Here is a 13,858-nt window from a genome sequence, read left to right as displayed (position 1 = left end):
TAACTAATTTCTTATTTCCTACCACTAGTATCCCAAAATTAGATATCTTGAATTTAACTTTTAAATAATGAGCAAAAGCTAAATAATGATTCTTTACCTTTTTTAATGAGCATGAACTAATTTCTTATTCAATAAATAAAAGCTAACAAATAAATACATTATTGATAATACATTAAAAAAAAGACCTCCTGCCAAAGAGGCACATAAAATTATTAAGCCTAGTAAAATATTGATTGATAAATTTCTGCCAAAAAACCATTTTTTTAGAAAATTTATATAGATTATTGTACCCATTAATCCAAAGAACAAAAAAACATCAAAAAAACTCATTTCAACTATTTTATAATGATTATTGTAAAATGGGCCGCCAAATATATAATTTAGGCCACTCCAATGTGTTTTTATGTAATTAATCTTTTCTACAATAGCCAAATCCCTTGTAGAAAAAGCCATTGTGATAATACTATATTTATCTTTCATGTTTTTCCAGAAAATGAAATAATTGAAATAAAAACTAAGAATTCTCTTTGAATAAAGTCCTATGGTTGAGCAAATTATGACAATAAGGATTATAATTTTTTTGTTATTGCGATAAATTTGGAAAAAATGAAATGCAATTAATAATAGTAAAAAAAACAGTATTATTTTTGAACCTGTTAATACTGAGGCAAATAGTATAAAAAAGAAGAGAAAATATGATCTTTTTTCAGTTATGATATTGTAATAAAGCTTGCTCAAAAAAATAATATACCACATATAAATGCTTAGCTTATTAAAAGCTCCATTATAGCCAAAGCGGGAACTATTGGGGTATGATTTAAATAAGTCTATGTCAAATAGGAATCCTGTTATGATTAAAATACCGTTAATTATTAAAATACAATCAATTATCCTACTTATTTTATTGATAAGATAATCCTTGTTTTTTAAAGAAAGGGTACTAGCAATAAATAAAAAGATAAATAAAAATCTATTTAAATAATATATACTTCCCTTAGTAAATGATGGTAATAGATTTTTATATATAAAATCATTAATAATAAGTTGATTTATAGTAAATATGATAATTAAAAGAAGAAATGATATGTAAATAGATTTGGGAATTTTAGACCATTTCACATATATAAATAGTAATCCTTGAAACAAGAGTTTTAATAATCCTGTTAACCTAAAACTTATACCATAATGTAAAACATAAAAATTTGTAATAATTTCTGATAAAAAAATTAATATTATTCCCCAAAAAATGAGATTGCTCTTTATACTTTCGCTTTTAATTCCCAAATTGATTTTCAAAAATTTCTTTGCCAAGTTATTCGGTACTATATTTTTTGTTTCTGTTATTATACAGAAACTCTTTAAGTTAAATGTAAATTAATCAGCTTGTTCTCAAAGTTTTCCCATTTATAGGTTTTTAAAAGCATATTATCAAATACATATTTATTTTTGAAATATAGTAATTCATTTCCCAATAAATTATAATCAATTTCATTGAGGTCATTAATTATATATCCTATATTATTTTCCTCAATAAATGCGGAAATTTTAACCTCTCTATTCATAATTATTGGTGTTTTAGCATGTATAGCATCATATACTTTATTAGGTGAGGCATAAATATTATTCAAGTTTGAGATAGGGTAAATAGACAACAAATAATCTCCCTTTTCAGCAAGGATTGAATTAATTTCTCTTTGGGTCCTCACACCTAGATAATTAACTTTTTTATATTTTAAAAAGTCTTTAGTATAATCATCTGTAATCCACCCTGCGGCAATAACATCAATGAAATTATTGGTTTCAATAATGTTTTTTAAAAACTCTGTACCTCTATTCTTGCTTAAAGAGCCAAAATAACAAATAGTTAGACTATGGTTAGATTTTCTAATCTTATTAGGATTTTTTACACTGTAAGGCACATTTGGAATAATAACCGTTTTTTGCTTTGAGAATTTTGGCATTAAGTTATATCTATTCATATCAGTAACTATAATATGTTTTGGAAAGCGATAAAGAAGCCTTTTTATCAAATAAAGAGTTTCTTTGGGTTTGTTGATTTTTAAAAAAAAGGAATCAAAAATATCTAGAACTACCTGCTTTCCAAATAAAAAAGGAATTAAAAATATATATAACTGTTCATTAATGACATGAATAGAATGAAATTTGTATTTAAACCTAAATGATAAGGTTGCAATAATCAATTTTAAAATTGTAATAGGTGATTGTCTTTTTCCTTTAATTAATTTATAATGCTGACAGTGATTTAAAGAAAAGGAGCTTTCTTGTTTTGCTCCTACCCCTATAAAATAGATATTAAAAGTTTTAGAAAGTGTTTTAACTTCTTTTGTTATTCGTGTATCTGAGCCATCATTTACCGATATATAGAGGATGTTTTTTTTCATTTCACAAATTAATAAATTAAATAAAAATCCTGTAAAAATTTCAACTTATGAATTATGATTTATTTGTTAATAAACCACATTTTCTTTAAAAAATTAATTCTAATCAAGGAATAAATAATGGTAAAGGATTTAAATATTATTATAACTATAACAAAATCCTCAATTTTTAACGAGGACATATAAAAAAATGTAATTAGTAATATGCAACTATTACAAAAGTTAATTAAAAAGTACTCTTTGAGCTTTTTAAATCCAATCCAAAATAATTCAAAAATTGAATCAACACTAGCCAAAATAAAATAAACCCCTAAGACAGGCATTAAGTCATTTAAAGCCTTAAACTGTTCTGAAAACAACACTCCAATTATAAATTCACTGAAAAAAATGAATGTTATTAATAGTATTAATGCGGGTGATACTGAAAAAAAGAAAGCTTGTTTAGCAAAGTGCATAAAAGCTGTAGTATTTCTATTTAGTATTGCCTTATAAATGGGCAATCTGTAAACTCTATGGATTTGGGCTGTAATTAAAGTAATAATAACCACAAATTGCATTCCTGCAGAAAAAATACCTAATGCATCCATACCAATATTATTCTCAATAAAAAACTTACTAAAACCGCCATATGCAAATGCTGATAAAGAAATCCCAATCAAAAAGGAATTACTTTTTAAAAGCCCAATAAAATCATTTCTTTTTGGAAGTTCATAATTAAAGAGATAGTACTTATTTAACTTAAATTGATATAAAATGCTCAAAGCTGTTACTAAAAAGAATATTATAAATATTGTTAAAAGCTTTGTTTCAGACCAAATTAGAAGCGAGAAAATAATCAAAACATACGTCAGCCTCTCCATTAAATAAATAAAAGAATATGTCTTATTTTTTTTTCTTAGTTCAAAGAGAAAAGCCAAATTAAAATTGAGTATACTTAAAAGGACAACACCTACCTTTGTTAACCAATCAAATGTAGAAATTATTATTAAAGAGGTGGTTAAAATAAAAAAAAATATTCGTACCGTGTAAATTAGATTAAAAACGGTTTGTTTCCTCTCGCCTTTTGCTAATATAGCTCCAGCAATACTATCGGTGGCATAATTAATTAAAATTCCTTGTAAACCAACCAAAACCAGTACATATGAATATTTGCCAAATCTTTCTGAACCAAGGTGATTTGCTAAAAAAATTGTTAGTGCATAAGAAGCTAAAGATGCTAATGCGCTATTGTTAACCAAAAGGACTAATTGGGTGAAATTTTTATTTTTAAATATCAACTGTTCTACTTTTTTGTGTGCTTTTCCAGATTAATAAAAAAATAACGATAATGTAAATCCCTTTTAATGAATAAAAACAATTTATAAGCAGGAATAATGCTAAGAATGAAAATAATTCCTTTTCAGGGTTTGATGAGTAAAAATAACGAATGACTATAATAAATAGCATAAGTACCGCTACTAAGCCAAATCGCAAACCAATATCAGTAAAAAAATCATGAAAATTAAAAAAAAGCTTTGACTGTAATTCAAAGTCATGAAAAGCATATTGATTTGTTTTTACAAAAGAGAAATAATTTTTCTTATCTTCAATACCTGTTCCCAAACCGCTGCCAAAAAGTATTGTAAAGATATCTCTTTCAAAAAAGAGTTTATACTCATAAAATCTTACTTTATCTAAGGATATAAGAAGTTTGCTTAAACTAGTATGAGTAAACAAGTTGTCGATTGAATGTAATATTCTATTTGAATCAAATATGTGTTTAAAATTAGTACGTGTATAGTTAATTAAAAAAACAAAAAGAGAAAAAACAAAAAATGCTTTAAAGAAATTCCTTTTATGTTTTAAAACAAATCTAATCAAACCGTACAAAAGCAATAGTATAATTAACGACAAAATAATGATTCTTGAGCCATAAAAAATCAGAACAACAAATATTGGAACAAAAATGGGTATTAATTTCAAATACCTCTGTTTAAAAAACAAGTAAATTATGGGAATTGCAATTAAGGATTTAGAGGAGTCATATGATAAATAATGCAGATACGGCCAATTGCTATATCTGATAATATTAATAATCTCGAAAAATGCAAACCATATAAAGAAAAAAGATAATTCATGAATTTTAATATATGTTTTATTGGTGCTAATGCTGGTACAAAACGCCAAACCAAAGAATAACAATATTTCTAAATCTCTTATTAACTGGTTAACATTGAAAGGAATGCTTCTTAAAAACGATAATAACGTAATAAACAAGAAGAAGGTTACAATTAGCAAATAGATATTTATTCTTTCCTTAGAAAAGTTAGCATTTTTAATTAAAAAAAATAAAGAAATAAAAATTATACCATATCTTAAAATACCCAAAGAAGAACTATAAACGCCTGCGCCATTATCTACGCATAAAAAAAGTGATATTATTAAATAGTTTAAATTATGATTCTTTAATAAGAAAAAAACAAACGGAATTATACACACGAAACTATAAAAACTTGGTAGCACAAATCTTTGGCAGCCCAAAAAAGCCAAAAAAATAAGCAATAACTTATGTAGATATTTGTTTTCAGTTTTAATCATTTATATGATATTATTTCAAATTTTTTGTCTAGCGGTGTTGATGGTTTAAAGAATAAAACACTTTAAATCCAGTCCAATTTTACATCTAATTTATTTATATTATTATATGGATATTTATACTCCTTATAATTGCTTGTTAATTTTTTAACTAGTTCATTTTCATTAGAATAATATGGGTTATAATTAAAGAAGGTCCCAAAATCTAAAAATGAATCAATACGGGTGAGCAGACAAGCTTTATTATTAGAAAAACATTCAAATAAAAGACCGCTAACTCTATATTTGAATTCCTTGGGATAATGAAGGACAATTAAATCACTTAACATAAAAATGGTTCTATACTCTGTATCGTTTAACTGATAATTCAAATTTACAATATTAGCGCAGGATGTAAAACTAGAACCTTTTACAATAATTAAAACATTATTCTCGATTAATATATCTTGAAATTTTTTTGACTTTATTAGGCTGGTAATAAAATTATCGCCAAGCTTTGCCCCTGTTGGAATAAAAATTACCCTTTTATAGTTTTTAAAGTTTATTAGCCTACCTGCTAAAAGCAAATTATTTGTGCTAATCTCTAAAGAATGCTTTTTATATAAACCTATCGAATCTACTTTAACATTTTTAAAACCTGACAAGTAAAATGCCTGTCTTATATTTTCACTTAAAACGATAAATGTATGTTTCTTCTCTAATTTTTTTAAAAAGAACATTTTTAAAAAATTAGTGGTCTTAGAAAAGTTAGAGTGGTTTAGCAGAAAAAAAGAACTTTTAACTTTGAATAACCCAAGAACCAATTCATCGAAACTGCTAAAAAAAACATGATCGTAATATTTTAATTTATTTAAGTATATTATTCTAAAACATATCAGCAATTGGTAAAAATGAAATAAGTATTTGGATTTTGCATTAACAAAGATATCAGGTATGATCCATAAAAAATTAACGTCGATTTCTTTTTCAAGCTTTTCTTTCAACCTTTTACTGAGTATAACATCAACTATATACCCTTTTTCTATGAACTTACTAATGTAACGCTTATTTAAGTTATCATGACCATATGGTGAGATAGGGTCTATATAAAGTATTCTTTTACTCATATACGATTAATTCTTCAGAAGGCCAATTAAAATTTGTCAAACACATTTTTTAAAATGCCTATATTATTTGAATCAGGTATCATAGTCATTTTAAGAAAAATTTATGTTTTGCATTCGCAAAAAGTCATTCTTTTTAGCTACAAACAAGGTTAGCAAAACTTTATGTTATATTTCATAAAACTTCTAATTATCTAACCATAGTTCTTTCTAATCTTGTAAAGGAAAAATATTTGTAAAAAAGCCATCATTTGAGCTCCTTGATATCTATTGATGTAATTTTCAGACAATGAAACAAGGAGTAAGGTAATCAACGTTAATGACCAAATTATATGCTCGTTTTTTAAATTCCTAAAAATAAAAATTATGTAAACAATAAAAAATAAAAGACCTAAGGGACCGCCCACAACTAAATAATGGAGAAATTGATTATGAGTGTTATATGTGATTCCATTAATTTGGAATTTTGTGTCACCAAGACCCAAACCAAAATAGGGAGTTTTTAAGTAATTATTTAAAAAGTAACTATAAATCGAAAATCTTGTTTCGTCATATAATCTAACTTTATCAATAAACTCACCGCTCTCTATAACATCATTAATCAATTGATCAGTTCTATATTTATTGTCACTATATTTAATTATGGAATGTACCATATTTCGTCCAAAAAAATACGTAGAAAAACAAAATAGTATAATTATTGGAAAAAATAGTTTACCACCATATTTGGATTTTTTTTTTATATAATAAATTAAAAGGACGAATAGGTTTACTACAAAAATAATTTTTCCAATCTTACTATTAAGTAAAAAAAACACTATAAAGCTAAATACAAGAAGAATGATTACGTACAAAAACCTGTAAATATTCTTAGTGCTTTTTTCAACCAGATAAATCAAAAATAGGATTGCTATTAATAAAATTATGGAACTATAGACACCATGGAACATAATACTATCTTCCTTTAGCAATTTTAACCCAAAATATGATTTTGCATACCAATTCGTTTCATAACTTCTAAGAAACCAAAATTTTTGAAAAATATTTAAGTTAGTAAATAACAAGGAATTAGTGTAACCTTCATAAACAACTATAGCCTTGAAGATTTTATAAATCCAAATAAACACATAGATAATTACACCGCAAATATAACTGTGCATAAAGTTCTTTATGTTAATATTGCTATCCTTTGTTATAACACATAATAAACAAATTGGAAAAATTAGCAATATGATGTTAGGTTGAATTTGTAAAAGAAAATAATCAGTGTTTTCTGACCAAAAAAAAGACATTAAAACCCATAAATAGTATCCAGTCAGAAATAAAATTAAATTTATATCATTTAACTTTAGGCGTCCTATATTCCTAATAGCATTTAAAACAAATATAATTAGGACTATACTTCCAACGGCATTTGGTAAGATGGAGAAAAGAGAGAATATTACAAGTATTGTATAATTTACTCTGTCATTTGAAAAAAGTCTAAACCACTCCACAAAAATCAAGTACTATTTTATTGTTTAAATTCAATGGTAAATTTTTAAACTCATCATGTGCGACTAGAAACACAATAATATCAGCTTTTTCTAAGGCTTCTTTGTAACTAGTTAACTTAAACACTTTGTGTTCCTTAATATTAGGCTCCACAACATAATACTCTTCATTATTGGCATTTTGCAAAACCTTTTGAGCAATATATTTAGCTGGCGACTCCCTAAGGTCATCAATATTGGGTTTAAATGCCAATCCCATCAGAGCTATACTTGGTTTCCTTCCATGCCTAAGTTCAAACTCCAACTTAGCAATTTGCACTTTCTCAGCACACCAAAAGGATTTATAATTATTAATCTCCCGAGCAGTTCCAATTATTTTAGATTCCATTGGGTAGTCAGACACTATAAAATAAGGGTCTACAGCTATACAATGCCCCCCAACACCGCATCCGGGTTGTAAAATATTGACTCTAGGATGCTTGTTTGCTAGCTCGATAAGTTCCCAAACGTTAATATCGGCTTTATCACAGATTAAAGATAATTCATTGGCAAAAGCAATCTGCACATCTCTTGATGAATTCTCAACCAACTTACACATCTCAGCGGTTCGCGCATTGGTTTTGTGTAAATTCCCACTTATAAACTTGTTGTAAAATGCCTCAGCTTTATCAGTAGATTGTTCGTTTATCCCTCCTATCACACGGTCGTTATGTACCAACTCGTACATAACATTACCTGGCAGCACTCGTTCTGGACAATAAGCAATATTTAGCTTACTCTCCAATTCAGGCCGTTCACTATAAATCAACTGCATCATTTTTTCTGTGGTTCCAACGGGTGATGTGGACTCTATGATGTACAAATCATCTTCCTTAAGCAACGGTAATACCGCTTTGGTAGCCGCTTCCACAAAAGAAATATCTGGTTCGTTCTTAGCTTTAAACGGAGTAGGCACAACGATTAAATACGTATTAGCCTCAACAGGGTTAGTTGATGCTGTCAGGTACCCCTCTTTTACAGCACTGGCAACTGCTGTATCTAATTCGGGTTCTACAACATGAATGTTTCCATCATTAATCGTATCAACTACTTTCTGATTGATATCTACACCATGTACATAGGTTTTGTTTTGAGCTATTAAAGCGGCTGTTGGTAAGCCGATATAGCCTAATCCCATCATTACAACTTCTGGTTTATTCATTAGGGTTTAATTGTTTTATATAATTTACAATTCGTTCACAAGCTTTACCATCCCCATAAGGATTATGCAATTGACTCATCGATTGGTATGCCACAATATCTTCTAATAAACGATTCGTTTCTTCAATTATTTTATCGGTTTCTGTACCCACCAACAACACAGTACCTGCTTCAACAGCTTCAGGACGCTCGGTGGTATCACGCATCACCAAGACCGGTTTTCCTAAACTAGGCGCCTCTTCCTGAACTCCTCCACTATCGGTAATTATTAAATAAGATTTCTCCATCAACCACACAAAAGCCGGGTAGGATAATGGCGCAATCAATTTTATATTTGAAACATCGGACAATAACTCGTATACTGGTTTTTGGACATTTGGATTTAAATGTACTGGATATATAATATCACAATTAGGGTGTTGCAATGCAATATTCCTTAAGGCTTCACAAATATTAATAAAACCTTGCCCATGGTTTTCTCGGCGATGTCCAGTAACTAGTATTATTTTTTTATTAGAATTTACTGTCGTTTTTAAGGTTTCTATTTCGGTATCTATATAGCCTGTTTTCATCTTGTTTACACTAAATAACAAGGCATCAATAACTGTATTTCCTGTAATAGCAATTGAATCTTCCTTTTTATTCTCTCTAAGTAAATTTTGTTTAGACGTTTCGGTAGGTGAAAAATGATAATTAGTCATCACTCCAGTAACTGATCGGTTCATTTCTTCTGGAAATGGTGATTGCATGTTAAAGGTACGCAAGCCTGCCTCGACATGACAAATTTTAGCTCCTGAGTAAAAAGCAGCTAGGCTGGTCGCCATCGTCGTAGTGGTATCCCCATGAACATACACATAATCAGGCTTAAATTCCTCTAAAACCGATTTTAAATCAGTAATTATATCTGCTGTTAGTCCATACAGATTTTGATTTGGTTTCATTAAATCCAAATCGTAATCTGGGGTGATTTCGAAAAAAGACAACACTTGATCCAACATCTCTCTATGTTGTGCCGTGATACATACCTTGGTTTCAAATTCATTTGAATACTTTTCAAATTCTTTTACTAAAGGAGCCATTTTGATAGCTTCAGGGCGCGTACCAAAAACAATGAGGTTCTTTTTTTTCACTATTCAAAATTTACTAACTATCGCCTAGTTTATTTGCTCCGCAAAAGTAAGATATTTGAATCCCTAAATCATGTACTTTTACATGTTTTTAAAATCTTTTACCAGAGCTTCCGATGCAGTAGCCGTTTCGCAAGAACCATCGTCTTCAGTTATAACTAATCTCAACTCCATTTTTGGAATCTTTTGTTTTCAAAAGAATGAATTTAGAAATGAATTTCCGTTTAAAGCCTAGCCGTAATGACGTCCTTTGGCAACACACTTTTCACATCATAAATCACACAGTCTTTATTAGTTTTGAACTTTGTGCAGTCAATAGATTTAAACTCATTATGTCCTACAGCAAAGACTACAGCTTCATAATTATAGTTCAGCTCATGGGTTAAAGTAATATCGTAAGCTTTATTCACCTCGTCTGGTAAAGCATGTGGATCGTAAACATCTATCGAAGCACCAAAGCCTTCCAATTCCCGTATCACGTCAATAACCCTAGAGTTTCTTATATCGGGACAGTTTTCTTTAAAGGTAATGCCCAGCACCAAGATCTTAGCGCCTTTTATAATATGGCCTTTTTCTACCAACAACTTAATGACCTTATTGGCTACATGAATCCCCATATTATCGTTAACACGTCTTCCTGAGAGAATAACATCGGGGTAGTAACCCAAACTTTCAGCTTTATGGGTCAAGTAATAAGGATCGACACCTATACAATGGCCTCCTACCAACCCTGGTCGAAACGGTAAAAAATTCCATTTGGTCCCTGCCGCTTCCAAAACCTCCAAAGTATCTATTCCCAATTTATCAAATATTAAAGCCAACTCATTCATTAAGGAAATATTTAAATCTCTTTGAATGTTTTCAATAATCTTACCTGCTTCAGCTACTTTAATAGAAGATGCTTTATGCGTTCCAACGGTTACTATGGCATTATATAAAGCATCTACAATTGCCTCCGTTTCTGGCGTACTCCCTGAAGTAATCTTTACTATGTTATGTACCTTTCTAATAGGGTCTCCGGGATTAATGCGCTCTGGCGAATAGCCACAAAAGAAATCGGTATTAAATTTTAATCCGCTGCTTTTTTCTAGTTCAGGCACACAAACTTCCTCTGTACAACCTGGATACACGGTAGATTCATAAATAACAATATTGCCTTTAGACAGCTGTTTCCCTACCAATTGACTGGCCTGAACAAGATAAGTTAAATCCGGCCTTTTAAATGCATCGATGGGCGTGGGAACCGTTATTAAATAAATATCAGCACCTGAAATTAAGGTTTCATTTGATGTAAATTCTATGCTCTTTGCTTCAAAAAAATCTTCTAAAGTAACTTCTTTGGTATTATCAATACCTTGCTTTAGGTCTGAAACGCGATCTTCATCAATATCAAAACCAACCACCTGAAATCCTTTTTTGGAAAACTCAACGGCCAATGGTAACCCCACATATCCAAGACCAATAACTGCAATTTTTTGTGCTTTGATGTTCATGGGGTCTAAAATAATAAAATTAAAGGTTTAGTGGCATGTATTTAACCCAACACACTATATTTTGGTCGTCTTGCTAAAGTTTTGAACCTGTCTACAGGTTTTAAATCAACTTTTTTGATTAAGCCATTTTCTTCCAAAATAGTTTTAGCAAAATCGTACCACGTCATCGAATTACAATGACTAAAATGTTTTATACCATATTCTGGTTGGGATTTTATGATTTCGTCAACGACATAATTAGCCAAATTTTCAGTATTAGTAGGGCAGCCAATTTGTTCTGTTGTAATGGAAAGGTCTTTTCCTTCATTCGCACTTTCAATTACAAACTTATAGAAGTTTTTACCATAAGTTTTACTATACAGCCAAGACGCTCTTATAATATAATATTTAGTGACATACTGTTGAATATATTGTTCTCCCAATAACTTGGATTTGCCATATTCGTTAATCGGGTTTGGCTTATCTTCAATGGTATAAGGCTCACTTTTCTCTCCGTCAAACACATAGTCGGTTGAAATATGAATGAGTGTTACCTCATGGTTTTCGCACACCAAAGCCAAGTTTTTAACCCCTTCAGCATTAACCTTAAAAGCTATGTCTGGTGTTTTTTCCGCTTGTTCTACATTAGTATAGGCCGCACAATTGATACAATTGTCAAAGTTATGTTTATTGAAATATGCTTTGATCGATTCTGGTTTTGTAATATCTAAATCTTCTTTTGAAACAAAGGTAAAATCAATATCGCTATCGTTTGAGGCATAAAGTTCTTGAATCGTTTTTCCCAACTGCCCCTCTGAACCTGTAACTAAAATAGTTGTCTTCTCTTTTTTCAATTGACAGATACTTTTGTTATATGTTTACAAGGTTATATGGTTAAATAGTTATACTGTTTCTACTTTGTAACCTCTTAATCTTATCACTTTACAACCTTATCACCTCTTAACTTCTTAACCTCCAAACCTTATCACTTTATAATAAATTCCCCGTTTTGCTATGTTTGTTCTGAATGACAAAAAGCTTCAAACGTTGGGAGCTGCAAATCCTTTTCAGAAATAATCAATTCGTTTTCAGGAAAATCCCAATCTATGTTTAACGTAGTATCATTATAAATAATTCCTGCTTCAAATTCTTTTTTATAGAAATTGTCACATTTATAAGTAAAAACCGTATCATCTTCTAACACCAAAAATCCATGGGCAAAGCCCTTTGGAATGAATAATTGCTGTTTTTTAACATCATCTAAGACAATGGAAAAGTATTTACCGAACGTTTGGGAATCTTGTCTTAAATCCACACACACATCTAACACCTTCCCTTTTGTAACGCGTATTAACTTAGCCTGTGAAAAACCTCCTGTTTGTAAATGTAATCCCCTTAAAACGCCTTTGGAAGATTTGGATTCGTTATCCTGAACAAAGTTAACCGATAGACCAGTCGCCTTTTCAAAAGCCTCTTTATTAAAGCTCTCAAAAAAATACCCCCGATCATCCTTAAATATTTGGGGCGTTATCACAAAACACCCTTTTAAATGTGTTTCCTCAATCACCATAAGTCGCTACTTGTTGCAGGTATTCCCCGTAACCACTTTTTAATAATGGTTTTGCTAACTCCAATAATTGTTTTTTAGAGATATACCCCATTTTAAAAGCCATTTCTTCTATACAGCCAATTTTTAAGCCTTGGCGTTCCTCTATGACTTCGACAAACTGACTTGCTTGCATCAATGAGGCAAAGGTTCCGGTATCCAACCAAGCCGTTCCTTTATCTAAGATTTGCACATTAAGCTGCCCTTTGGTTAAATACGCTTTATTCACATCAGTAATTTCCAGCTCACCTCTTTTGCTTGGCTGAATCTGTTTAGCGATATCTACCACTTGATTATCATAAAAATAAATGCCCGGTACGGCAAAATTGGATTTAGGTCGATTTGGTTTTTCTTCAATGGATATCGCTTTACCTCCTTTATCGAATTCTACAACTCCATAGCGTTTTGGGTCTTGCACATGATATGCAAAAATAACCCCTCCTTTAGGGTTTACGTTTTCTTGCAAAGTTTTTTGAAGCCCTGAGCCATAAAATATGTTATCTCCTAAAATTAAAGCAACACTATCCTCACCAATGAATGATTCTCCAATAATAAAGGCTTCTGCCAAACCGTTAGGTTCTTCCTGAACAGCATATTCGAATCGACATCCATAATCCCTTCCATCCCCTAAAAGTTCCTTAAATCGAGGTGTGTCCTTAGAGGTTGAAATAATTAAAACCTCACGAATCCCTGCAGACATTAATGTAGTTAAGGGATAATATATCATTGGCTTATCATAAACAGGCATCAATTGCTTACTCATCACTTTGGTAAGTGGGTGCAATCGCGTTCCTGAACCTCCTGCTAATATGATACCTTTCATGGATTTAAGTTATAAAGTGATACGGTTATATTGTTATATGGTTATATTGTTATGCTGTGAC

12 protein-coding genes are annotated in these 13,858 nt (G+C 30.1%); all 12 read right to left on the bottom strand.

Features of this window, described 5'->3' with window-relative positions; all coding sequences use genetic code 11:
* Positions 1 to 102 precede the first annotated feature (102 nt).
* The 12 genes from K7G79_RS05970 to rfbA all read right to left on the bottom strand — a co-directional run bounded on the left by K7G79_RS05970 (position 103) and on the right by rfbA (position 13,797).
* Entirely contained in the window at positions 103 to 1,311 is a 1,209-nt protein-coding gene (locus K7G79_RS05970; protein WP_223550114.1) for a hypothetical protein, read from the bottom strand.
* Between the two features lie 47 nt (positions 1,312 to 1,358).
* Entirely contained in the window at positions 1,359 to 2,402 is a 1,044-nt protein-coding gene (locus tag K7G79_RS05965; protein ID WP_223550112.1) for a hypothetical protein, read from the bottom strand.
* A 59-nt stretch (positions 2,403 to 2,461) separates the two neighbouring features.
* Complete coding sequence (locus K7G79_RS05960; protein WP_223550110.1) at positions 2,462 to 3,676, bottom strand: lipopolysaccharide biosynthesis protein; 1,215 nt, start codon at positions 3,674 to 3,676, stop codon at positions 2,462 to 2,464.
* The gene (locus tag K7G79_RS05955; RefSeq protein ID WP_223550108.1) at positions 3,666 to 4,976 is read right to left on the bottom strand and encodes an O-antigen ligase family protein; all 1,311 of its coding nucleotides are present in this window, start codon (positions 4,974 to 4,976) and stop codon (positions 3,666 to 3,668) included. The genes K7G79_RS05960 and K7G79_RS05955 overlap by 11 nt, the downstream gene beginning before the upstream one ends.
* Before the next feature lie 62 nt (positions 4,977 to 5,038).
* A complete protein-coding gene (locus tag K7G79_RS05950) occupies positions 5,039 to 6,079 on the bottom strand; it encodes a hypothetical protein (RefSeq protein WP_223550106.1) in 1,041 nt (346 codons plus the stop codon).
* A gap of 191 nt (positions 6,080 to 6,270) precedes the next feature.
* Entirely contained in the window at positions 6,271 to 7,026 is a 756-nt protein-coding gene (locus tag K7G79_RS14770; RefSeq protein ID WP_223550248.1) for an O-antigen ligase family protein, read from the bottom strand.
* 532 nt (positions 7,027 to 7,558) lie between these two features.
* Positions 7,559 to 8,770, bottom strand: coding sequence for a UDP-N-acetyl-D-mannosamine dehydrogenase (gene wecC, locus K7G79_RS05940; protein WP_223550104.1), 1,212 nt, complete (start codon positions 8,768 to 8,770; stop codon positions 7,559 to 7,561).
* Entirely contained in the window at positions 8,763 to 9,899 is a 1,137-nt protein-coding gene (gene wecB, locus K7G79_RS05935) for a non-hydrolyzing UDP-N-acetylglucosamine 2-epimerase (RefSeq protein ID WP_223550102.1), read from the bottom strand. The genes wecC and wecB overlap by 8 nt, the downstream gene beginning before the upstream one ends.
* A 221-nt stretch (positions 9,900 to 10,120) precedes the next feature.
* Complete coding sequence (locus tag K7G79_RS05930) at positions 10,121 to 11,389, bottom strand: nucleotide sugar dehydrogenase (RefSeq protein WP_223550100.1); 1,269 nt, start codon at positions 11,387 to 11,389, stop codon at positions 10,121 to 10,123.
* Positions 11,390 to 11,430: 41 nt separating this feature from the next.
* Entirely contained in the window at positions 11,431 to 12,222 is a 792-nt protein-coding gene (rfbD, locus tag K7G79_RS05925; RefSeq protein ID WP_223550098.1) for a dTDP-4-dehydrorhamnose reductase, read from the bottom strand.
* Positions 12,223 to 12,380: 158 nt separating this feature from the next.
* Positions 12,381 to 12,938, bottom strand: a complete 558-nt coding sequence (rfbC, locus tag K7G79_RS05920) for a dTDP-4-dehydrorhamnose 3,5-epimerase (RefSeq protein WP_223550096.1) — start codon at positions 12,936 to 12,938, stop codon at positions 12,381 to 12,383.
* Positions 12,928 to 13,797 (bottom strand): glucose-1-phosphate thymidylyltransferase RfbA, encoded by an 870-nt coding sequence (gene rfbA, locus K7G79_RS05915; RefSeq protein ID WP_223550094.1) that lies wholly within the window; start codon positions 13,795 to 13,797, stop codon positions 12,928 to 12,930. The genes rfbC and rfbA overlap by 11 nt, the downstream gene beginning before the upstream one ends.
* Between the last annotated feature and the right edge of the window lie 61 nt (positions 13,798 to 13,858).

It is taken from the genome of Aestuariivivens sp. NBU2969 (assembly GCF_019931125.1).
Lineage (GTDB): Bacteria > Bacteroidota > Bacteroidia > Flavobacteriales > Flavobacteriaceae > Aestuariivivens > Aestuariivivens marinum.
Note: the sequence above shows the minus strand (reverse complement) of the source record. Positions and strands in the feature narration are given on the sequence as shown.

Excerpts from the sequence above, each read along its gene's own strand:
- K7G79_RS05965 (WP_223550112.1), bottom strand. The coding sequence starts at position 2,402 with ATGAAAAAAAACATCCTCTATATATCGGTAAATGATGGCTCAGATACA.
- K7G79_RS05955 (WP_223550108.1), bottom strand. The coding sequence starts at position 4,976 with ATGATTAAAACTGAAAACAAATATCTACATAAGTTATTGCTTATTTTT.
- K7G79_RS05950 (WP_223550106.1), bottom strand. The coding sequence starts at position 6,079 with ATGAGTAAAAGAATACTTTATATAGACCCTATCTCACCATATGGTCAT.
- K7G79_RS14770 (WP_223550248.1), bottom strand. The coding sequence starts at position 7,026 with ATGTTCCATGGTGTCTATAGTTCCATAATTTTATTAATAGCAATCCTA.
- wecC (WP_223550104.1), bottom strand. The coding sequence starts at position 8,770 with ATGAATAAACCAGAAGTTGTAATGATGGGATTAGGCTATATCGGCTTA.
- K7G79_RS05930 (WP_223550100.1), bottom strand. The coding sequence starts at position 11,389 with ATGAACATCAAAGCACAAAAAATTGCAGTTATTGGTCTTGGATATGTG.
- rfbC (WP_223550096.1), bottom strand. The coding sequence starts at position 12,938 with ATGGTGATTGAGGAAACACATTTAAAAGGGTGTTTTGTGATAACGCCC.
- rfbA (WP_223550094.1), bottom strand. The coding sequence starts at position 13,797 with ATGAAAGGTATCATATTAGCAGGAGGTTCAGGAACGCGATTGCACCCA.